Origin of the sequence: Streptomyces sp. NPDC050147 (assembly GCF_040660195.1) — a bacterium.
Classification (GTDB): domain Bacteria; phylum Actinomycetota; class Actinomycetes; order Streptomycetales; family Streptomycetaceae; genus Streptomyces.
Window position 1 is genome coordinate 1 of record NZ_JBFALJ010000052.1, and the last position, 20945, is coordinate 20945.

Here is a 20945-nt window from a genome sequence, read left to right on the forward strand (position 1 = left end):
TGCAGGGGGGACCCTGTGGGAGAGTAGGACGCCGCCGAACTATTATTGACGGGAAACCCCCGCACCCTCTGGGTGCGGGGGTTTTCTGCGTTCCAAGCCCTCTTCCGGCAGTTGCCGGTAAGAAAGCAATTACTCCGGCCTCACCAATTTCGTGTCGTAAGCCAGAATGACCGCCTGCACCCGATCCCGCGCCCCCGTCTTCGCGAGAATGCGCCCCACATGCGTCTTCACCGTCGACTCCGCGAGATGCAGTCGCCCCGCTATCTCCGCGTTCGTCCAGCCTTGCCCGATGACCGTCAGGATTTCGCGCTCCCGGTCCGTCAGCGCAGCCAGACGCGGGTCGCGGGACGGATCGGCGTCCTCGCCGACACGCGTCGGCAAGTGATCGGCGTACGCGTCGAGGAGGCGGCGGGTCAGGCTCGGGGCCACGACCGCGTCTCCCGTGGCGACCGCGCGGATGCCGGAGAGGAGTTCCTCCGGCAGCGCGTCCTTGATGAGGAAGCCCGAAGCCCCCGCGCGCAGGCCCGCGTACGCGTATTCGTCGAGGTCGAACGTGGTGAGGATCAGGACCCGGGTGCGGTCGCCCGCCGCCACGATGCGGCGCGTGGCCTCGATGCCGTCGAGGCCCGGCATGCGGATGTCCATCAGGGCGACGTCCGGGCGGAGTTCGGCGGTCAGGCGGACCGCCTCGCCGCCGTTGCCGGCCTCTCCCACCACCCTCATGTCGTCCTGGCTCTCCAGGAGCATGCGGAAGCCGAAGCGTTGCATCGGCTGGTCGTCGACGATGAGTACGGTCGTCACTGATCGGATTCCTCGGGGAGATGGAGTACGACTTGCCAGCCGCCCGGCGGTCGCGGCAGCGGGCCTGCCTCAAGTGTCCCGCCATACAGGGCCGTTCGCTCGCGCATTCCCGCGAGCCCACGGCCGGACGTGCCGGCAGGGGCGCCGCCGCCCACCCCCGTGTCCGTCACCGTCACCCGCACCCCGTCGTCGCCGTACACGACCTCCACGTGCGCCGTCGCTTCCGGCCCCCCGTGCTTGAGCGTGTTCGTGAGCGCCTCCTGGACCACGCGGTAGACCGTGAGCTGCCGGCCCGCAGGCAGCGACTCCGGGCGGCCCCGCACCGTGCTGCGTACCGGAAGCCCCGCGGCCCGTACCCCGTCGATGAGTTGGTCCAGGTCCGTGAGGGCGGGCTGGGGAGCGCGGGCAGCGGTCTCAGCGGGCCCCGGGGTCTCTTCCCGCAGGACGTCCAGGAGGCGGCGCAGCTCCGTCAGGGCCTGGCGGCTCGTCGTGCCGATGGCCGTGAGGGCCTGGGCGGCGCGCTCCGGGGACTTGGCGGCGGCGTACGAACCGCCGTCCGCGAGGGTCGTGATCACCGACAGGTTGTGGCCGATGATGTCGTGCATCTCCCGGGCTATGCGCGTGCGTTCGGCGTTGGTGGCGAGCCGCGCCTGCTGGTCCCGTTCGACTTCGAGCTGCTTGGCGCGCTGCACAAGCGACGCCATGTACTCCTGGCGGGTGCGGACCGCGATGCCCAGCAGGGCGACGATCGCGAAACTCATCATTGTGGGGACCACCTGCTGGTCCCAACTGCCGTCCGGCCGACGGAGGTGGCCGACCATGGGCGGCAGCACGAGCAGCGCGTACGACCAGGCCAACGTGCGCAGCGGAAGCCGTATCGCGATGTTGAAGACGACGATGAGCAGGGTGAGGGAGGCTTGCAGGACGGCGCCTGTCCAGTTGTTGGCCAGTGACGCCAGCAGCATGACGGTGTAGACCGCGAGCGGATGGGTGCGGCGCCACAGGAGCGGCACCGTGACGGCCAGCGTGACCGCGTAGAGGACCCAGGCCGGGACGTCCGTGTTCTGGGCGATGTTCCGCCAGCCTCCGCCCACGAGGTCGATGAACGCGGCGAACACGAAGAACCCGGCCAGGTGGAGATCCCAGGGCAGCGGGTGCCGGCGGTCGAAAGCGCGCATCCACTGGACGCTTCGCTCGACGTACCGGGTGAGCGGCTGGGCGCCCGCGGACCAGTCGGGATCCGGGGCGCCGCGGTTGCCGCCGTCGGAGCGCTGGGGGTTCCAGGGGGTCACGGTTTCATCCTCGTACGGGATGCGCTCACACGTCCCGCCGCTTCAGCAGATACGCCGCCGCTGCCAGGGATGCCGCCGCCCACACGCCCAGCGCCAGGAGGCCCACGCCCGGTGAGAGGTCGCCGGGCAAGGGGTTCGGGGCCGCGAGGGACTCGGCGGCGGGCAGCGGGAAGTAGTTCAGGAGGTCCTTCACCGTGTCGTTCGGGATCATCGTGGCGAGCTGCGGCAGGAGGATCAGGCCGCCGACGTACGCGCCGATGGTTCCCGGGACGCTGCGCAGGGCCGAGCCGAGGGCGAGCACGATGACGCCGATGAGGGCGGTCCCGATGGCGGAGCCCGCCACGGCGCGCGCGATGCCGGGGTCGCCGAGCGAGGCCTCCAGGTCCGTGCCGCCGAGGAACATCTGGGCCAGCGGGAACGTGAGGAAGTTCGTCACCAGGAGAATCCCGAGCGCGACCGTCCCGAACACCGCGCTCTTCGCCCAGAGCACCGGGAGCCGGCGCGGCACCGCGGCCATCGTGGCCCGCACCATGCCCGTCGCGTACTCGCCCGCGGTGACGAGGATGCCGAGGACCGCGATCGCGACCTGGCCGATCTGGGTGCCGAGCAGGGCGTACGTGACCGGGTCGATCTCGTCGCCGGGGCTGGACGTGTAGGTGGCGCCGAGGATCATGCCGAGGACGACGGTGAGGACGCTCGCCAGACCGAGCATGATCCAGGTCGAGCGGAGCGTCCACAGCTTGTGCCACTCGGAGCGGAGGATGCCGCGGGAGGACAGGCGGTAGGGGGCGGTTGCCGTGGCGGTGCTCATGCCGCTGCTCCTTCCGGTACGTCGGCCGCGGACACCGAAGCGACGTACTCCACCGAGTCACGCGTCAGGTCCATGAACGCCTGCTCCAACGAGGCCGACTGGGGGGTGAGTTCGAAGAGGGGGATGCCGTGTCGCGCCGCCGTGCGGCCGATGTGTTCGCCGTCCGTGCCGCGTACGTCCAGGACGCCCGGCACGTCACTCGTGATCTCCACGCCGGGTGCTGCGAGCAGCTCGCCGAGCGTGCCCGCCTCGGGGGTGACGACCTTGACGGAGCCCGTACCCGACTCCCGTACGAACGCTTCGACGGTCGTGTCCGCGAGGAGTTTGCCGCGCCCGATGATGATCAGGTGCTCGGCGGTCAGTGCCATCTCGCTCATGAGGTGCGAGGAGACCAGGACCGTACGGCCCTCGGCGGCGAGGGACTTGAGGAGGTTGCGCACCCACAGGACGCCCTCGGGGTCGAGGCCGTTGACCGGCTCGTCGAGGATCACCGTGGCAGGGTCGCCGAGCAGCGCGGCGGCGATGCCGAGGCGTTGGCCCATGCCCAGCGAGAAGCCCTTCACGCGTTTGCGGGCCACCTCGTGGATGCCCACCAGGTCCAGGACCTCCTCGACGCGGCGGCGTGGGATGCCGTGCGTGTGGGCCAGGGCCATCAGGTGGTGGAAGGCGGTACGGCCCGGATGGACGGACCGGGCCTCGAGGAGCGCGCCCACCTCGTGCAGTGGCGCGGTGTGCGTCGCGTAGGTCCGGCCGCCGACGGTGGACCGGCCGCGGGTCGGGGCGTCCAGGCCGAGGAGCATCCGCATGGTGGTCGACTTGCCCGCGCCGTTGGGGCCGAGGAAGCCGGTGACGGTGCCGGGGTGGACGGTGAAGGACAGGTCCTCCACGACGGTTTTCTCGCCGTAGCGCTTGGTGAGTTCGTATGCCCGAATCATGCTTCTGATGCTGGCGTTCGCGAGGGCGCGAGGCGTCGGACCAGGGGCGGGAGGTGGGCGGGCGCGGGTAGTACCGGGGTAGGACGCAGACCCTGAGGCCGTGGCCCGCGCCGGGTGTCTAGCCGGGGAGCTCCGCGTGCGGCCAGCGGGTGCGGGCCTGTTCGCGGGAGCGGAGGAGGGCCAGGGTGGGCAGGCCGCGGTCCGCGCCGGTGGACAGGAGCTCCGGGAGCTGGGGTAGCGGGGCCACGGCGGCCACGTCGTCCAGGACCAGCGTCATTGGTGGGTCGAGCCGACCGGAGGATGACCGTTCGGCCATGCGCCGGCCGTGCTCGACCACGCTTGAGGCGAGTGCCGTGAGGAGGGGCATCGCGCCGGGCCCCTTGGGCGATTTGGGGTCCTCGATCGGTTCACCCACCACGAAAAGCGTGCCCCCTTCATCGATGAAGGAATCCAAGGTGAGGGCATCTGTTCGGTGAGGAGTACAAGATTCTCGTACGTTCAGGGTGAAGAGTGCGGAGAGGGCGCGGGCCGTCAGCTCCTGGGCCATGTCCCGGCGTTCGGGGTATGCCGTCAGGGCCGCCTCCAGCTCGCCCGCGGCTCCCGAGGCGGCCTTGTGGTGCGTGCGGAGGACCCGTACGGCGTCCTGGACCCCTGCTCCCTGGGCCCAGCGGTGTACGTGCTTGACCGAGCGGCCGTCCACCGCTGCCGCGTGCAGGAAGCTGCGGAGGAGCGTTTCCGCGGTGTCGGCGACGGTGCTGTCCAGTTTGGCGCTTGGCCTTATGGCGGCCAGCAGGGCGGTGGCTCTCTGTGCGGCCACTGCCTTGTCCTCGCAGCCTTTGGTGGGGGACCAATGCATGCGGGCCGGGGTGTCGCAGAGGTGGCTGGGGTCGTAGACCAGGACGGGGCCGAGCTTCGCTCTGGCGTCCTTGGTCTCTTCCCACAGGGTGGGGTCCGAGGTGAGGACCAGTGCCGCCCCCTCTGCGTCTCGGATTGCTTCTGCGGCCAGGGGTCTGCGGGTTTCCTGGGGGCCCAGTACCAGGGGGGTACGGGGGGTGGGAACCGTGGCTGTCTCTGCACCCAGCACCTCGGTGCTCTGCGGCACCGCAGCCCTAATGCCCTGTTCATCGGTACCCGGCGGTGTGGGCGCAGCGGAGGCGGCTGCGGGAGCAGCGGGCGCGGTCTCGACGGGTGTCACCTCAGCCGGAGCCGGAGCCGTCTGGGCCGGAGGGTGAGTCTCTGAAGCTGGTGCGAGGCGCGCTGCGCGTCGCACCCTCCGCACCGCCCTCCACCGCGTGACCGTTCCCATGACGAAGATCGTCAAGACGACCAGGACCATCAGCTGGCCGATCAGCAGCCCCCAGAACAAGCCGTAGCCCGTGAGTTGATCCGCCGGTGTCTTCGGCCACGCGCCCGCGATGTCGTGCGGCTGCTGGACCAGGTGCCGCATCGCCACCGGCGTATTGCCGAAGGTGACGTTCTTGGGCCAGGAGCCGTGCGAGAAGAAGCCCGCGAGACCCGTCGCCGACCAGACGAGGACCGTCAGGCCGAGCACGAAGGCGAGGCCGCCCACAAGGAGGCCGTCGGGGATGCCCCGCTCGCGTGACTCGCGGCGGCCGCCCCCGTAGCGGTACTCGGAGGGCTCAGGCTCCCGGTAGGCCATCCCTCACGCCACCCCGGAACGAGACGACGACGGACCGTTCATCTGCTGCTCCATGTACGCCGCACGCTCCTCCGCCTCCAGCTCCGCCGCCCGCATCGCGTCGTCGCCGAGCAGCTGGTCCGCCGACGATTCCGTCATGGCGCGGTCGGTGAAGACCAGGGGGCGTTCGGTCTCCGTGATCAGGTGCTTGACCACTTGGACGTTGCCGTTCACGTCCCATACGGCGATGCCGGGCGTGAGGGTGGGGATGATCTCCACCGCCCAGCGCGGCAGGCCGAGGACCCGGCCCGTCGCTCTCGCCTCGTCCGCCTTCTGGGCGTAGATGGTGCGGGTCGACGCCATCTTCAGGATCGCCGCCGCCTCCTTGGCCGCCGCCCCGTCCACCACGTCGCTCAGGTGGTGGACGACCGCCACGAAGGAGAGCCCGAGCCGTCGGCCGAACTTGAGCAGCCGCTGGAAGAGCTGGGCGACGAACGGCGAGTTGATGATGTGCCAGGCCTCTTCCACCAGGAAGATGCGCTTCTTGCGGTCCGGACGGATCCAGGTGTGTTCGAGCCAGACACCCACGATCGCCATCAGGATCGGCATCGCGATGGAGTTGCGGTCGATGTGAGAGAGGTCGAAGACGATGAGCGGGGCGTCCAGGTCGATGCCTACCGTCGTCGGGCCGTCGAACATGCCCCGCAGGTCACCGTCGACCAGGCGGTCCAGGACGAGCGCGACGTCCAGACCCCATGCCCGTACGTCGTCTATGGCGACGTTCATGGCCTCGGCCGACTCCGGCTCCGGGTGCCTGAGCTGCTCCACGATGTCCGTCAGGACGGGCTGGCGCTCCACGATCGTCTCGTTCACGTACGCGTGGGCGACCTTCAGCGCGAAGCCCGAGCGCTCGTCGAGGCCGTGCCCCATCGCGACCTCGATGATCGTGCGGAGCAGGGCGAGCTGACCCGTCGTGGTGATCGAGGGGTCCAGCGGGTTGAGGCGGATGCCCATGTCGAGCGCGGCCGTCGGGTCGAGGCGGATGGGAGTTATCCCCAGCTCCTGGGCGATGAGGTTCCATTCGCCCACTCCGTCCTCGCCCTGCGCGTCGAGGACGACGACCTGCCGGTCCTTGAACCGCAACTGCCGCAGGACGTACGTCTTCTCGAGCGCCGACTTGCCGTTGCCCGACTCGCCGAGCACCAGCCAGTGCGGGGCCGGGAGCTGCTGGCCGTAGAGCTGGAACGGGTCGTAGATGTACCCCTTGCCGGAGTACACCTCGCGCCCGATGATGACGCCCGAGTCGCCGAGGCCGGGGGCGGCCGTCGGCAGATAGACCGCCTGGGCCTGCCCCGTCGACGTACGCACCGGGAGTCTGGTCGTCTCCACCTTCCCGAACAGGAAGGACGTGAAGGCGTCCGTGAGGATGGTCAGCGGATCCCGCATCTTGGCAGCCCTCAGCTCTAGCGTCGGATGCCGGTCGCGAACGGCAGCGTATTGACGAAGGCCCTGTGGTGCTCGCGGTCGCACCACTCCAGCTTCAGATACGACTTCCCGGCCGAGGCCCGGATGGTGCGCTTGTCGCGCGCGAGGGCTTCGGGGGAACGGGAGGAGACGGTGATGTAGCCGACGAGATTGACGCCTGCGGCGCCGCTCGCGAGGTCCTCGCCGCGCTGGTCCAGGCGGGAGTTCGACGCGATGTCACGCGGGTCGATCGTGCGGTTCATCTTGGCCTGGCGGCTGGCTTCCGCCTCGTCGTTCGTCTTCTCCGTCAGCATGCGCTCGATGGCGACCTCGGTGGGTTCGAGGTCCATGGTCACCGCGACCGTGCGGATCACGTCCGGGGTGTGGACGAGCAGCGGGGCGAGGAAGTTGACGCCGACGGGTGTCATCGGCCACTCCTTCACCCAGGCCGTGGCATGGCACCAGGGCGCGCGGGTGGAGGACTCGCGGGTCTTGGCCTGGAGGTAGGTGGGCTCCATGGCGTCGAGCTCGGCGGGCCAGGCGTTGCGCTTCGTCATCGCCTGGATGTGGTCGATGGGGTGGTCGGGGTCGTACATGGAGTGCACGAGCGACGACAGCCGCCCTTGTCCGAGCGGCTGTCGTACGCGGATGTCCGCTTCCTGGAGCCGCGAGCAGATGTCGGTCAGTTCGCGCGCCATGACGACCGCGAGACCGGCGTCCTTGTCGAGCTTCCTGCCGCCGTGCGGGCGACTTGCGCGGGCCATCGCCTGGGCCTCGGCGGCCAGGTCGCGGGAGTAGTGCATGCAGGCGACGAGATACGCGCGGTGCTGCTCGCTGCTGGTGGACACCATGGACTGGAGCTGCTCGTACGACTGCTGGAGCCAGGGCAGTGCCCGGTCGTCGCCTCGTACGCTGACGTCCTTGGCGTGGGCGTCCGGGTCGGCGGGGAGGGTGCGCGCGAGCATCTGGAGCCGCGTGACGAACCCGTCCCCGTTGGCGACGTGCTTGAGCAGCGTCCCGAACCGGTCGACCAGCGCTTCCTGGTCCTCGGAGTCGCGGAGCCCGACACCGGGCCCCTCGATCTCGATGGCGGCGGTGACGGTGCGCCGGTCGGCATGGAGCAGTACGGCGATCTCGTCAGGGCCGAAGGGCGCGGCCAGCCAGCTGATGCGGCCGATGCCGGGCGGCGGGCCGACCTCGACCTCCCTGCCGTCGAAGCGGATGCCCGCCTCGGGGGTGGCGGAGCGGTAGGCGGTGCCGCGCTTGAGGGAGCGCTTGTAGGTGCGGTTGATCTCGAACCACTTGTAGAACGTGCGGCCCTTGTAGGGGACGTAGACCGCGGCGATCGCCAGCATCGGGAAGCCCATGAGCAGCACGATGCGCAGGGAGAGGACAGGGACCAGGAGTCCGCACATCATCCCGACGAAGGCGCCGGCGATGATCAGCGCGATCTCACCGGTCTCCCGGTTCTTGCCGACGATCGCGTTCGGCCGCGCGCGGCCGATCAGATATGTGCGGCGGGGCGCGACCGGATGGGACACGTGGGACTGGGTGGTCATGAACGCCCTTCACCTCCCGAGCGATTGGTGCCAGTGGAACCTGTGGAGCTGTTTCCCGAGCCGCGGTTGCGCGCGTGCGGAGTGCTGGTCGCGCTGGTCCGGGGTGGGGGCGCGGCGGAGGTGACAGATCCGCCGCCGTTCGATGAGCCGCCGCCGGTCGAGCCGCCGCGCCCGCCGGTGCGGCTGCTGTGGGCGGCGACGCCGCCGCTCGCGGGGTTGGCCGGCCGCGGCTGGTTGTTGCCGCCTCCGCCGCCTCCACGGGAACTGTGGGTCTTGATCCCTTGGGAGACGAGGGACGCGGGGGACGAGATGACGGCCGCGGCGCGGTTCTCCGCACCTTGGGAGATGCGGTTGTTGCGGGAATTGGCGATCTCGTCGCCGAAGCCGGGGACGAAGCGGTAGATCATGGCGCTCGCGAAGATGGCGAGCAGGATGATCGAGAGCCCGGACACGACCGCCGAGAAGGCGTCGGGCCCGTCATCGGCGGACAGCGCTCCCGCGAGGCCGAGCACGATCACGATGATGGGTTTGACCAGGATCACCGCGATCATGATCCCGGCCCATCGGCGGACGTGTGTCCACAGGTTCTTGTCGACCAGACCCGCGTACACGACCGTGCCGAGCAGTGCGCCTACGTAGAGCAGGGCGGCCCGGATGACGAGCTCCAGCCAGAGGACGCCGGCCGCGAGGATCGACACGAGCGAGACGACGATCAGCATGATCGGCCCGCCGCCGATGTCCTCGCCCTTCTTCAGGGCTTCGGAGAACGTCCCGAAGAACGTGTCCGTCTGACCGCCGGTGGCCTTCGCGATGACGTCCGTGACGCCGTCGGCCGCCGAGACGACCGTGTAGAGGATCAGCGGCGTGAAGGCGGACGCGAGGACCGTCAGCCACAGGAACCCGATGGCTTCGGTGAGCGCGGTGGTGAGGGGGACGCCGCGCACCGCGCGCTTGGCGACGGCGAGGAGCCACAGCAGCAGGGTCAGGATGGTCGACGCGGCGAAGACGACCGCGTACTGCTTGAGGAAGCTGGGGTTCGTGAAGTCGACCTCGGCGGTCTCCTTCACGGCTTCGGAGAGCTTGTCGACGGTCCAGGACGCGGCGTCGGCGCAGCCCTTTGCCAGGGAGGAGAGGGGGTCGAGGGTGGAGCTCAGGGGGTCGTCGGTGGGGTACTTGCCGCTGCTGTCGCTGCTGTCGCCGCCGTTTTCTTGGCCTTTTTCGCAGTACTCCTTGGCGGGGCCGTGGATCAGGTCGCAGGGGTCGTCCTTCGGCTCCGGTGCGGCGAAGGCACGCGTTGCGAAGAGCACCGCTGTGGTCTGCACGGCAGCGACGGCAGTGGCGAGCTTGAGTACGTGACGGTTACCGGGCATACGTGAACCCTCCGTACCCTTCGACTGCCTTGGTGATCTCGTCAGACCCGGATGCACGGTCGTCGCCCGGGACAGGGGCCGGTCCGTCCTTCTGGGAGTGCGTGATGGCTTTCCAGCCGTCGCCCGTCCATCCCAGCTTCATGGTGATGGTGAACCAACTGTTGGTCACGGGCTTGGTGGACTTCTCACCAGCCAGGCCGAGTAGGCCGCTGCACCAGACTTCCACTGTTGCCTTGTCGCCCGAGAAGCTGGTGACTTTGGTACCGATCGGGCTCGTGCGCGAGACGAACTGGTACCCGTTCGGGGTCGTGCCGTCGTCGTTCAGGCCTACGTTCTTGAAGAAGGCAGGGCTATAGGCCTTGTCGAGCCGCGCCTTGAACGTGCTCACGCTGGACGGTGCCATGACCGCCTGCAAGATGCTGTCCCGCTTGGCTGCGTTGAACATGTCCGCCGAGCCGAGCGCCACCGCATAGTTCGCGGCAGCGCTCTGCGCCCCCTGTTCCGTCTTCGCGAAGCCCGAGGGAATCCCCGACGTCTTGCCGTCGACAGGCTTCTCCCCGGAGGCGGCGGTGGGAGCCGCCCCCGCCTTCTTGCCGTCACCTTGTCCGGAGGACGAATCACCGCTGTCGCCACGGTTGGCAAAGGCGATGGCCGCGATCAGCAGCACCACCACACCCACCACCGTCACGAGGCTCCGTGACGAAGAACGGCCGGATCTGCGCGCTCCTCCGTACACATCCTGGCCGCCCCCCTCACCCTCGGGGAGCCGCGTCCGGGTCTCGCCCGAACCGCCGTAGAGGCCGCCGTTTCGCTCGTCGTCGAGACTCATGCCGCGTACGCCCCCTCAACCTCTCGGTGAACCGCCACGTACGACGGTAGCCGTGCTGGTTCCCGCGCGGGCGCGGTGTGGTGACTCGACATCAGGGAGTTGCAACCTCAGCCGGTGGGCACGACGGATGGGTGGGTCGGAGGGGGACAGGGGGTGGGGGGACGGGGACGTGATGGACGTAAGTGGGTGGCGGGGGCTAGACCGCCATGCCGTACACGATGGTGAAGACCGTGCCGAGCGAACCGATGATGAAGACGCCGGTCAGGCCCGCGATGATCAGGCCCTTGCCTTGTTCCGCGCTGAAGGTGTCGCGCAGCGCCGTCGCGCCGATGCGCTGCTTCGCCGCGCCCCAGATCGCAATGCCGAGACAGAGGAGGATGGCGATCGCCATGACGACCTCGATCATCACCCGTGCCTCGTTGCCCAGGCTCCCGAAGGGACCCCAGTCGGGGGCGATCCCGCCGATGATGGTGGTGATGTCGCCCTTTTCGGCTGCCATAAGCATGTGTAACTCACCGCCCCTAGTGGGTTGTTCTGTCACCTCTGCCTACCGCAGTACAGAGGACAGCTCATTCTCGCCGACAAACGGGCCAGTGCATGTCGACTTGGCGTCATTCGTTGGCTGAAACGTATGGTCACTCTGTGTATCACGGTGAGTGACGCCGGGCAATGACGGCCCGGCGTGCCCTCTGACCAGGTCTCATTCTGACCGGGTCCGGTGACGGAGACTCACATCATCGGCCATGTACGCCCGTCGGGGCCATCCGGGCCCTGAAGGTCGTTCACGTCATCGAGTCCATCGAGTCCATCGAGTCCATCGAGTCCATCGAGTCCATCGAGCCCGTCGAGGTCGCCGAGGCCGCCTCCCGTCACCACGTACGAGCAGTCGGTGTAGCGGTAGCCGGGCTGTACCTTGCTGCCTTCGGTGTTGTTGCGGACGCTTCCCGCGCTGCTCGCGTCGCGCTTGTAGAGGAAGTGGTAGTCGCCCGGGGGCAGCCGGAGCGTCTTTTGCGGGTATCCCTTGCCCGCGAGGCAGGCCTTCTTGCCCTGGGCCTTGCTGGTGTACGTCTTGCAGCCGCCGCACGAGGAGAGCTTGAAGCTGCCGGTGGTCGGGCCGGTGTAGAGGACTTCGAGCGGGCCGGGGCCGCCGTTCTCGACCACATACGTGAGCCTCGCGCCGCCCGGCGATTTCGTCGGCGGCAGGCTGCCGCCCGCCGCCGGGCGGGCCGCGGCGATCTCGGCGGCGATGGCGATGTCCTTGGCGCGGTCGCGCTTGCCGTTGCTCTTGTAGGTCCCGGTGAAGTCGTTGAGGGTCTTGGCCGCCTGGCTGAACTTCCCGTCCTTGAACTCGTCCACGCCGCACGCGTAGACCCCGGACTCCACCGCCTTCGCGGCGTCGTCGGAGAGGCCGTCGCCCGCGTCGTCGGGCAGGGCCTTGGCGGTGGAGCCGATGCCTCGGAGTTCCTCGGTGGCCTTGCAGGGGTCGGAGCCCTTCAGATCCGACGAGCGTGAGTCGATGGCGTCGCGGATGGCGGGCGCGACCTTGCCCGCCTGGTCGGAGTCGGGGAACGTGCGCAGGAGTTCGCCGAATTCACCGCCGCCGGCGGCGCTTCCGGTTGCCGCCGCGGAGGGGGTGCCGATGCCTTGGCTGCCGCACTCGTACAGGGAGGTGGCCAGGCGGTCGTCGGGCCAGGAGGCGAGGGTGCCCACGCGGTCCTTGCCGAGGGAGCCGGGGAGGGTGCGGAGGTACTTCAGGGGTTCGAGGGCGTCGCAGTACTTGCGCTCGTCGTACGGGGCGGCGACGGACTTGTAGTACGTGGCGAGGCTGTCCGGGACGCGCTTGGCGGCCCTCGATCCCGGGTGGTCGTCGCCCAAGTCGCGGTAGATGGCGAGGGCGGAGCGGTAGTCGTCCTCGGCGGCGTCGAAGGTGCGGCCGTCGGCGGCCGTGACGATCTTGTCGGCCTTGTCGAGGCGGTCGAGCAGCATCTCCTCGACGGCCTCGTCGCGCGCGGCGTCGTACGCGATGACGCCGCCGGCAGGGACGGCGAGCAGGACGAGTCCGAGCCCGACGGCGAGCGGCGCGCGGAGCGGCCAGGTCTGGTGGGTACGGAGCGCGCGGCGGGCTCCGTCGGCCGCCGCCAGGACGAGGAAGGCCACGAACCCGACGAGTACGCCGCCGGGGACGCCGTCGACCTCGGCGGGGAGAGCGACGAAGAGGAGCGCGGCGGTCGCGGCCCAGCAGAGGGCTGCCAGGAGCCAGCGTTTCAGGAGGACGTAGCCGAGGCCGAGGCCGGTGAGATTCAGGAGCGCGGCGGAGAGGGCGCGCAGGGCGTCGGGGGCGGGAGCGGGGCCGGGGGCGGGTCCGGGGGCGCTGGGGGGTGGGGCGTAGGCCGGCGGGGCGTATGCGGGTGGGGCGTAGGTGGGCGGGGATGCGGGAGGCGGGGGTGGAGGTGAGGAGGGGGGTGGTGGCGGTGCGGAGGGGTGGGGCTCGGGTGAGGGTGGCGGTGCCATCGGGGGCGGCGGCCCGAACTGTCCCCCTTGGGGGGCCTCGGGCGGCGGGGTGCTGCCTGGGCCTGGGGCGGGCGCGGGGCTTTGGCTTGGGGCAGCGGGAGGGGTAGGGGCAGGGGCGGAATCTGGGCCGGGGCCTGGTGGCGGTGCCGTATCTGGCGCCGGGCGCTGCTCTCCGGCCTCACCGGAGGCGTGGCCCTCACTGGTGCCGTGGCTCGCACCGGAAGCTTGGCCCCCACCGGCGCCGTGACCCTGCCCGGAGGCGTGGCCCTCCCCGGCGTCATGGCCCTCGCGCCTCCCGCTGCCCGGGACCGCGTCGCTGGGCCCCCGGTCGACGGGTACCGCGTCGTTGGGCTCTGCTCCCGTGGCGTGTTCGTCCCCAGGTTGCATGCTCGGCTCCCCCCAGCCGTCACAACGCAGCGCTGTGATTTGCGCTCAATTCCCCAACGATCGGGGAAAGTTGGACACTCGTCAACCGCCCGCGCAGCGCTCGGCCATCGGCCTCGCCCTCAGTCGCGGCGACCGAGGGCCTTCGCCTGGGAGTGGGACCAGCCGGTCAGGAGTACGCCCCCGGTGAGCGCGACGACGTACGCGGTCAGCAGCACCGCGAAGCTGCCGGGGAGCCAGCCGAGGAGGCCGGTGTTGCCGTGGTCGATGAGCAGTCGGATGAGGCCTTGCGCGGAGAAACACATCAGGACTGCGCCGAAGATCTGCAGGATGTCGTATTTCACGGTACGAACGTATCAGCGGCAGAAGCGCAAACAGGCTAATAATACGGCTCAACGTCGACTTACGTCACACTTTCCAGGTCCTACAATGGAAGCTGTGCGTGACGAAAAGAAGACCCGCTGCACGGTCTGCCGTGCCGGAATCAGCGCTGCGGGCAAGCGTGGCCGCCCCGCTCTCTACTGCTCCCGCAGCTGTCAGGCGAGGGCCTACCGGCAGCGGAAGCGGCCGCCCGTCCCGGCGCTGGAAAGCCCGGCGCCCACGTCCGACGCCCGGTCGCGCAGGCGCCGGCAGATCGCCGAGGCGGTGTGGCGCATCGCCGCGGAGCGGGGCCTGGACGCGGCGAGCATGCGGGAGATCGCGGCGGAGGCGGGGGTGTCGCTGAGGATGGTCCAGTACCACTTCGGCAGCAAGCACCAACTCCTCGTCGCCGCCCTGAACATGCTGCACCGCGAGAACGAACGCCTCGCCAGGACCCGCGTCCAGTACGACCCCGCGGACCTGCGCGGTGTACTCGGCGGGATCCTCGCCGAGTTCCTGCCGCTGGACGCCCAACGGGCCATGGCGTTGCGGGTGTTCTCCGCGTATTACGCGCGCAGCCTCACCGATCCCGCCATAGCGGCGGTCTTCCTGAGCGACGAGCACCCCTTGGAGGAACTCGTCGCGGGTTTCATCGCCACGGCCCAGGAGAGCGGACAGACGGCCCCCGGCCTGGACGCCCGGCGGGAGGCCGACCTGCTGGTGGCAGCGGCGGTCGGCCTGGGCGGAGACGTACTGCACGGGCGCCGCACCCTGGACGGGGTGCGCGGCACGCTGGACTACTACCTGGGCAAGATCTTCAGCCCCGTCCGGCCGCAGCACGCTTGATCGCTTCGGCCTCGAGCAGAGGGTTCTCGAAACTGACGTTCTCAGCGATGTGGTGCAGCAGACTCCGGTACTCCGCACGCCGGTGCACGGCGGTGGTACCCAGCGTGAGGCTCACCAGGCGTTTGCCGTCCGGGTGCGGTAGGTGGGCGAAGATCTGGAGGAGCGGGGTTTGCGAGGGGTCGTAGTCGGAGTCCGGGGTGCGGACGAGCTCGCTGAACGACGCCGGCCCGCAGGGCAGCTCCAGGTACTCGATGTTCGTGTGGCCCTCGGCGCCTACGACGGCGCGAGCGGCGGTGACGGCGGGCGCTGCTACGGCGATGTCCCGCCACGACAGGGTGAAGAGGGAGAACAGATAGTTGACGCTGCTCCCACCGCCGTCGCCATGGTCACCCTTGTCGCCGCCGGAACCGTCGTCGCGGTGGACGCCGATCGAGCAATGGGTGGTACCGATTTCTACCAGGGAAGCCAACATTTTCTGGCCCACTGCTACTTGAGTCAGACACTTCTGGCGGGCGAATTCTTCCGGCAGGGCTTCCAGAATCGGCTCGATTGAGGCGCGCAACGCGTTGGCCCCGGCAGATTCAGGCGCATTCAGAAGCGCGTCGATGGGAATTGAGGTGAAGCCCGCTGGTATGGCGAACCAGATGTCACCGCCGGGTTCATTGACGGACTTGTCGAGAATAAACTCGGGCGTGCTCAACTGGGTGTCTCCTCCGGCAGAATCAGCGATCGATGCGTCAGCGGTTCAGCGTGACTCCGGCGCGCCGACCGCGTTCGAGGTCGTCGGGCGTGATGCCCCATTCAGCGATGCGGTTGCCGTCGCCCTTCCCAAGACCCTGGTTGAGGATCTGGAAACGACGGGGCGACCCGCCACTTGGAGTCGGCGCGGCGATGACACCGATCATGCGCGGATCCCCGGCGATCCAGACGGTCTCGATCTGCGCCTTCAGTTGGGGCTTGGCGCGGGGTGCCAGCCGCCGGGACCACCAGTTGAGGCGGTAGTGCTTGGTGAAGACCAGCGGGAGCCGCTGCTGCGGATCGGCGGGATTCGGCAGCTCGAACCATCCGTGCTGGGGCCCCACGACCTCCGGGTAGTCCGCGAGGCCCCGAGGGACGTCATGGAGGACCTGCCACGGGAAGGTGCGCAGGATACGCCGCATGCCCAGAGCCGTGGGGATGTAGCCCACCTGGACGAGCATGCGATAAGGGCTGTAGATCCAGTACGGCAAGAAGATCCATACAACCCAGTTGGGTGTTTCGAGTGAGATGACCAGGAGCGCGACCCAGATACCGGCCCAACCGACCAGACCGGCCACGTTCTTAACCATGTGCAGCATCCACGCCCGGCGCGTAGGTGGGTGGTCCCAGGCGGTGGGGAATTCAGCAGGGTTCACTTGGACACTCTTTCTACGGGAAAAGGTCAGAAGGCAGCGCGCAGCAGCCCCGGGGCCGCGGGCAGATCGATACCGAGGCGTGCGCCGTCGATGCCGGTCCCCACCTGTCCCTTGATCTCATCTTCCGATGCCAAGCCGTACCCGGCCGTCACCAAGCCGATGCCGGCCGACCCCTTGGCGACGGAGTCGACGACCACGGCAGGGTTGCTCGTGCCGCGAAATACGCGTTCCAGCAGGGGATTCGCCACGTTGCTCATGCCTCGTGCGCCCTCGGACGCCTTGCTGCCGAAGGTGGCCATCTTCTGTCCGAGGCTGAGCGCCGTTCCCCCTGTCCGCGTCGCTCGCGTGAGTCCGACGGCCCCCTTCGCCACGACTCCGACTCCGGGCACAGCTCCCAGGATGTCAGCGCCCACCGAAACCAGGTTGCCGAAGAAGTCGGCATCGAATTCTCCCTTGGTGAAGCCGTCCGCCAGGGACGCCCGAACCGCTGGATCGGAAAGCCGGATACCAAGCGCCGCCCCGCTGAAAACCGCCGCACCCACCAGGAGGAGCGGCAGTGCGATGGGTCCGGTGAAGATCAGGGCCGCCAGCGCAAGGGCGCCTGCAACGGCGCTGAGGATGTTCGGAAGGTTGTCCGTCACCCATTCCCAGGACTTTTCCAGCCAACCAGGCTCGTGCGGTGCCAGTTTCTCCGTCGCGTCGCGGATCTTCTCAGCGCGGTGATGGGACCTCTCGCTGTGCTCGTGCTCCAGGCTTCGCGCCCTGCCCAAGATCCGGTCCAGCTCCGCCTGAGCGTCCTCGACCTTTCCGTTGGCCAGCTTCAGGGACTTCTTCGCGTCGTCCTGCTTGCTGCCCTTCTTCTCCAGGTCGGGATCATCACCGGCGGTGTCAGCGTGACCCTGGGCGGCCTTCAACGCCTCCCGGGCATCCTTGGCCTTGCCGTCCAGCGCTTTCGCCCGGCGCTGGTAGTCCTCCAGGTCACCTTCCCAGCGATCCAGCTGCTTGGCGGCCTTCTCGATGGAGCGCGCGGCGTTCTTCAGGTTGAGGGTCAGCGGACCGCTGTCGATCGTCTCGCGAAAAGCTACGGCCGCATCGCCCTCCCAATAGCTGCCGTCCATCAGCTTGGTGACGACTTTCCGGGTGTCGCGCAGGACAGTGACGCAGTTTTCCAGCTTCTTGCGCAGTTCTTTTACGGTGTCGCAGTCCCCGGGGGCGGGATTGAAGCCGAGGTCGGGGTAGGTGGCGGTGTCCGTCTTCGTCACTTCGGCACCCGCACCGTGTCATCGTTGGTCTTACCGGGCTTTTCCAATGCCTTCACCAACGCATCCTCGACCTCGTTGAAGGCGTCCTTGCTCTGCCCGATGATTCCGCTCAGCTCTTCCGCCTGCTCACCGATCTGCTCCGCGCCGTACTTCCAGTCCTCCTGGAAGTCCTCGCAGGCCTTGTCGAGGTCGTCCGTCCCAAGGCCGCCCACGGTCGCCCCGGCCAGAGCGCTGCGCAGGCCCTTCAAGGACGTGACTGATCCATCGAGCAGCTTCATGAATGCTTCGAGCTCGACCGCGTCGAGCCTCAGCCTCTCGGCCATGCCCACCCCTTGTTCCGGTCGCGCGATTTCGGCGATCCTGGGGCAGCCGACGCTATCTATGGGGACCACAGTTTCGCTATTGCGAAGTTTGCGTCATAGGTGCGTGAACCTGCATGTACCGGGCGGAGTGGCACGGGGGCCTCATCGAGGTGAGAGGCGGGGCTCGGACGGGGCTCGGACGGGTCTCGGGCGGGTCTCGGGCCATCGGAGTACGTCAACGGGCCCAGCGGGGCCGGGACCTCCGTCGGATACTTTTTCGAAGGGTGGTCCCTAGCGTCGTCCCCATGCGAATCGGACTGCTTGGAACCGGGAATGTTGCTCGTGCGCTGGCCAGTGGTTGGCAGGCCGCGGGGCACGAGGTCGTATTGGGGTCGCGGTCTCCGAAGGAGCGGGAGGGCGCGGCGGGGCTTGAGGGGTTTGTCGTCGTGGGGCTACGGGAGGCTGCCGGGCATGGGGATGTGCTCGTCAATGCCACGCCTGGTACCGCGTCGATGGACGTCCTGAATGAGATTGGCGCCGCCGCTCTGGGCGGGAAGCTGTTGGTCGACATCGGCGTCGGGTTCACCGAGAGCATGGAGCTCTCTCACCCCAACTACAGCCTCGGCGAGGAGATCCAAGCGGCCTTTCCCGACGTGGCCGTGGTCAAGACGCTCGCCACCGTCGACTCCGTCGTGATGAAGGACCCGGGGAGCCTGGAGGAGCCGGGCACGATCTTCCTCTCCGGTGACGATGCCGCCGCGAAGCGGACCACGCGGCAACTGCTCGGTGACCTGGGATGGGCCGATGCCTCCCAGTTGGACCTGGGAGGCATTCGGACCGCACGCGGGCAGGAGCACGCCGCGTACCTGTTCATGGGTGTGGCGGAGGCGATCGGCGCGTACGGGTTCAGCTTCAAGGTGGTGCGTCCGCGGGCCGCGTGAGCAGGCGCCGGGGGTGAGGCCGCGGTCGGGGGTTTCAGCCCGCCGGGGAGTCGCTGACCTTGCCCACCGGGTTGATCTCCAGCTTGACCGCGCTCTCGCCGTCGGTGACCGGGAGCGAGCCCGCGGGCCAGTCGAGGGTGACGTGCTTGGTCTCGTTCGGGGGCGTCACGACGAGGCTGGTGATGCGGACGCCGGAGCCGCCCGAGTTGTTGTACGGGAACGTGATGTTGAAGGCGGCCGACTCGCCGTCCTTCAGGATCCCGGACGAGGGCTGCTCGCCGTTGCGGCTCACGGAGAGGGTGTCGCCCGTGGACGCCGTCAGGTCGACGCCGGCGTAACCCTTGATGGTGCAGTCGCGTCCGCCGCCGTTCTTGAAGACGACGGTGACGACGCCCTCCGTCTTGTCGGTGGTGTTGTCGGTGGCGTTCACTTCGAGCTCGTCGGTGCGGCAGATCCCGGCCTTGCCGTTGCTGTTGTCACCGGTGCCCGCGGCCGTGCCCTGGGCGGCGCCGTCACCGCCGGAACCGGAGCTCGTGCCGCCGTCCGACGCCTTGTCGCCGCCGGAGGCGCCACCGGTTCCGCCGTCGGTGCCTGCATCGGCTCCGGCGTCCGCGTTGTCGCCGCCCTTGTCCGCCGAAGCGGTGGGCTTGCCCGTCGTTTCGGAAGACGCGTTGTCGTCACCGTTGCACGCGGTGAGCGAGAGGGCGGCGACGAGGCCGATGACTGCTGCGACGGCCTTGCGGGTGTGCTTCATGGGTTCCCCCGGAGTAGTGCTGGGCTGTGGTGATCACAGCTAAGGGGGCGGGGTCCGGAGGGGGCAAGGAACGCCGGGCCATCCGGGACGCTGGAATGGTTTCCGGGCTCTGACCTGCATGAATACGCCTTGCCTGGAACGGTGAGGTGGGATGCGGGCGAGGTGGTTCGAAAGGACGACAAGGACACGTCCGCTCCGTGCCGACCTCGACTCCGGCGGCCCCGAAAAAAGATTACGAGCCGCTGTCGAACCAGCCATGTCCCGTTCGACGGTCTGATGTGGCGCCCGTCGCCACACGAGAAACAAGCACGAGAAACAAGCACGAGGAACAAGCACGAGGAACAAGCACGCGAACGCGACAGGACCTGACGAGGGAGCACATGAACCAGCCCCAGCCCCTGCCTCAACCCCAGCCCCAGCAGCCCCAGCTACTGAGAGTCATGAACTTCACCGTCTCAAGCGACGGGATCGCTGCCGGTGAGCACCAGACCCTTGAGAACCCGTTCGGCCACGTCAGCCCCGAGAAGCTGCTCGCCTGGGCCGGCGCCACGGCGAGTTGGCCCAACCGCACCGACCTGGGCGGCAGCCGGGGCCTCGACGACTACTTCACGCGGGACTTCGCCCGCAACATCGGCGCCGAGATCATGGGCCGCAACAAGTTCGGCCCCCAGCGCGGGCCCTGGCAGGACCACGACTGGCGTGGCTGGTGGGGTGACGAGCCCCCGTTTCACACTCCGGTGTTCGTCATGACCCACCACGAACGTCCGTCGTTCACGCTCTCCGACACCACATTCCACTTCGTCGACGCCGACCCGATCACGGTCCTCGAACGGGCGCGGGAAGCGGCGCTGGGCAAGGACGTCCGGCTGGGAGGCGGGGTCACCACCGTTCGGCAGTTCCTCGATGCCGACCTCGTCGACACCATGCATGTGGCGGTCTCGCCGGTGGAACTCGGGTCCGGGATGCGGCTCTGGGATTCCCCTGACGAGCTGCTCGACCGGTTCCACCTGGAGGTCGTGCCCAGCCCGAGTGGTGTCACGCACCACCTGTTCTGGCGGAGGTAGGCCGGACCGCGGGCCCGGCCATCGGCCGGGACGTGGTCACTCCACGCCCTCCACGCCCTCCACGCCCTCCACGCCCTCCACGAAGTGGTCGAACTCGCCTGCCTGTACGCCCAGTACGAAGGCGTCCCACTTCTTCTGGGTCGTGGTCACGATGTTCTCGGGGTCGCTGGTTTCCCGTAGGTAGACGGCGTCGTCGTCCGGGCCGTACGCGATCTCGATCCAGGGGCCTGGGCCTTCCTCCCCTTCGGGGGCGGCGCGGATCCAGTCGAGGTTCGGGGGGATCTTGGGGGGTGGGGTTTTGGTCATGGTGGAGGTCCTTCGCGGGATTTCTGTGCGGTGGGGTGGGGTGGGGAACTGGGGGGGGGGGGGGGGGGGGCGGGCCCCCCCCCCCCCCCCGCCCGGGCCGCAGGGCGCGCGCGCCCGCCGC

21 protein-coding genes are annotated in these 20945 nt (G+C 68.9%); 3 read left to right on the forward strand and 18 right to left on the reverse strand.

Annotated features, from left to right (window positions below; all coding sequences use genetic code 11):
• Positions 1 to 129: 129 nt before the first annotated feature.
• From AB0I94_RS41365 to AB0I94_RS41420, 12 genes are all read right to left on the reverse strand, one after another.
• Positions 130 to 801, reverse strand: coding sequence for a response regulator transcription factor (locus tag AB0I94_RS41365; protein ID WP_363314991.1), 672 nt, complete (start codon positions 799 to 801; stop codon positions 130 to 132).
• On the reverse strand, positions 798 to 1979 hold the full coding sequence (locus AB0I94_RS41370) for a sensor histidine kinase (protein WP_363315010.1): 1182 nt from the start codon (positions 1977 to 1979) through the stop codon (positions 798 to 800). Before AB0I94_RS41370 ends, AB0I94_RS41365 begins: the two co-directional genes overlap by 4 nt.
• Before the next feature lie 139 nt (positions 1980 to 2118).
• Entirely contained in the window at positions 2119 to 2904 is a 786-nt protein-coding gene (locus tag AB0I94_RS41375; RefSeq protein WP_363314992.1) for an ABC transporter permease, read from the reverse strand.
• A complete protein-coding gene (locus tag AB0I94_RS41380) occupies positions 2901 to 3839 on the reverse strand; it encodes an ABC transporter ATP-binding protein (protein ID WP_363314993.1) in 939 nt (312 codons plus the stop codon). Before AB0I94_RS41380 ends, AB0I94_RS41375 begins: the two co-directional genes overlap by 4 nt.
• 118 nt (positions 3840 to 3957) lie before the next feature.
• On the reverse strand, positions 3958 to 5499 hold the full coding sequence (locus AB0I94_RS41385) for a type IV secretory system conjugative DNA transfer family protein (protein ID WP_363314994.1): 1542 nt from the start codon (positions 5497 to 5499) through the stop codon (positions 3958 to 3960).
• Between the two features lie 3 nt (positions 5500 to 5502).
• Positions 5503 to 6924, reverse strand: coding sequence for an ATP-binding protein (locus tag AB0I94_RS41390; protein ID WP_160505902.1), 1422 nt, complete (start codon positions 6922 to 6924; stop codon positions 5503 to 5505).
• Between the two features lie 17 nt (positions 6925 to 6941).
• Positions 6942 to 8501 carry an SCO6880 family protein gene (locus tag AB0I94_RS41395; RefSeq protein ID WP_363314995.1) on the reverse strand — a complete coding sequence of 520 codons (1560 nt, stop codon included), beginning with the start codon at positions 8499 to 8501 and terminating at the stop codon, positions 6942 to 6944.
• Positions 8498 to 9871, reverse strand: coding sequence for a hypothetical protein (locus tag AB0I94_RS41400; protein WP_363314996.1), 1374 nt, complete (start codon positions 9869 to 9871; stop codon positions 8498 to 8500). Before AB0I94_RS41400 ends, AB0I94_RS41395 begins: the two co-directional genes overlap by 4 nt.
• Entirely contained in the window at positions 9861 to 10700 is an 840-nt protein-coding gene (locus AB0I94_RS41405) for a hypothetical protein (protein WP_363314997.1), read from the reverse strand. Before AB0I94_RS41405 ends, AB0I94_RS41400 begins: the two co-directional genes overlap by 11 nt.
• 196 nt (positions 10701 to 10896) lie before the next feature.
• Positions 10897 to 11205 carry a hypothetical protein gene (locus tag AB0I94_RS41410; protein ID WP_160505898.1) on the reverse strand — a complete coding sequence of 103 codons (309 nt, stop codon included), beginning with the start codon at positions 11203 to 11205 and terminating at the stop codon, positions 10897 to 10899.
• Between the two features lie 224 nt (positions 11206 to 11429).
• Positions 11430 to 13211: a hypothetical protein gene (locus tag AB0I94_RS41415; RefSeq protein ID WP_363314998.1), complete on the reverse strand. Its 1782-nt coding sequence runs from the start codon at positions 13209 to 13211 to the stop codon at positions 11430 to 11432.
• Between the two features lie 506 nt (positions 13212 to 13717).
• Positions 13718 to 13939, reverse strand: a complete 222-nt coding sequence (locus AB0I94_RS41420) for a hypothetical protein (protein ID WP_363314999.1) — start codon at positions 13937 to 13939, stop codon at positions 13718 to 13720.
• Between the two features lie 94 nt (positions 13940 to 14033).
• Here AB0I94_RS41420 and AB0I94_RS41425 point away from each other — a divergent pair, with 94 nt between their 5' ends.
• Positions 14034 to 14801: a TetR/AcrR family transcriptional regulator gene (locus AB0I94_RS41425; protein WP_363315000.1), complete on the forward strand. Its 768-nt coding sequence runs from the start codon at positions 14034 to 14036 to the stop codon at positions 14799 to 14801.
• Here the strand turns inward: AB0I94_RS41425 and AB0I94_RS41430 are convergent.
• The 4 genes from AB0I94_RS41430 to AB0I94_RS41445 all read right to left on the reverse strand — a co-directional run bounded on the left by AB0I94_RS41430 (position 14773) and on the right by AB0I94_RS41445 (position 17780).
• Positions 14773 to 15501 (reverse strand): hypothetical protein, encoded by a 729-nt coding sequence (locus AB0I94_RS41430; protein WP_363315001.1) that lies wholly within the window; start codon positions 15499 to 15501, stop codon positions 14773 to 14775. The two genes, AB0I94_RS41425 and AB0I94_RS41430, sit on opposite strands and share 29 nt — an antisense overlap.
• A 37-nt stretch (positions 15502 to 15538) precedes the next feature.
• Positions 15539 to 16129 (reverse strand): hypothetical protein, encoded by a 591-nt coding sequence (locus AB0I94_RS41435; protein ID WP_363315002.1) that lies wholly within the window; start codon positions 16127 to 16129, stop codon positions 15539 to 15541.
• Between the two features lie 92 nt (positions 16130 to 16221).
• Positions 16222 to 17457 (reverse strand): putative T7SS-secreted protein, encoded by a 1236-nt coding sequence (locus AB0I94_RS41440; RefSeq protein ID WP_363315004.1) that lies wholly within the window; start codon positions 17455 to 17457, stop codon positions 16222 to 16224.
• On the reverse strand, positions 17454 to 17780 hold the full coding sequence (locus tag AB0I94_RS41445) for a hypothetical protein (protein ID WP_363315005.1): 327 nt from the start codon (positions 17778 to 17780) through the stop codon (positions 17454 to 17456). Before AB0I94_RS41445 ends, AB0I94_RS41440 begins: the two co-directional genes overlap by 4 nt.
• A gap of 284 nt (positions 17781 to 18064) precedes the next feature.
• Here AB0I94_RS41445 and AB0I94_RS41450 point away from each other — a divergent pair, with 284 nt between their 5' ends.
• The gene (locus tag AB0I94_RS41450) at positions 18065 to 18700 is read left to right on the forward strand and encodes an NAD(P)-binding domain-containing protein (protein ID WP_363315006.1); all 636 of its coding nucleotides are present in this window, start codon (positions 18065 to 18067) and stop codon (positions 18698 to 18700) included.
• Positions 18701 to 18734: 34 nt separating this feature from the next.
• Here AB0I94_RS41450 and AB0I94_RS41455 read toward each other — a convergent pair whose 3' ends face one another.
• A complete protein-coding gene (locus AB0I94_RS41455) occupies positions 18735 to 19454 on the reverse strand; it encodes a DUF4232 domain-containing protein (RefSeq protein WP_363315007.1) in 720 nt (239 codons plus the stop codon).
• Between the two features lie 380 nt (positions 19455 to 19834).
• Here AB0I94_RS41455 and AB0I94_RS41460 point away from each other — a divergent pair, with 380 nt between their 5' ends.
• Positions 19835 to 20518 carry a dihydrofolate reductase family protein gene (locus AB0I94_RS41460; RefSeq protein ID WP_363315008.1) on the forward strand — a complete coding sequence of 228 codons (684 nt, stop codon included), beginning with the start codon at positions 19835 to 19837 and terminating at the stop codon, positions 20516 to 20518.
• A 36-nt stretch (positions 20519 to 20554) separates the two neighbouring features.
• Here the strand turns inward: AB0I94_RS41460 and AB0I94_RS41465 are convergent, their stop codons facing one another.
• On the reverse strand, positions 20555 to 20824 hold the full coding sequence (locus AB0I94_RS41465; protein WP_363315009.1) for a DUF397 domain-containing protein: 270 nt from the start codon (positions 20822 to 20824) through the stop codon (positions 20555 to 20557).
• Between the last annotated feature and the right edge of the window lie 121 nt (positions 20825 to 20945).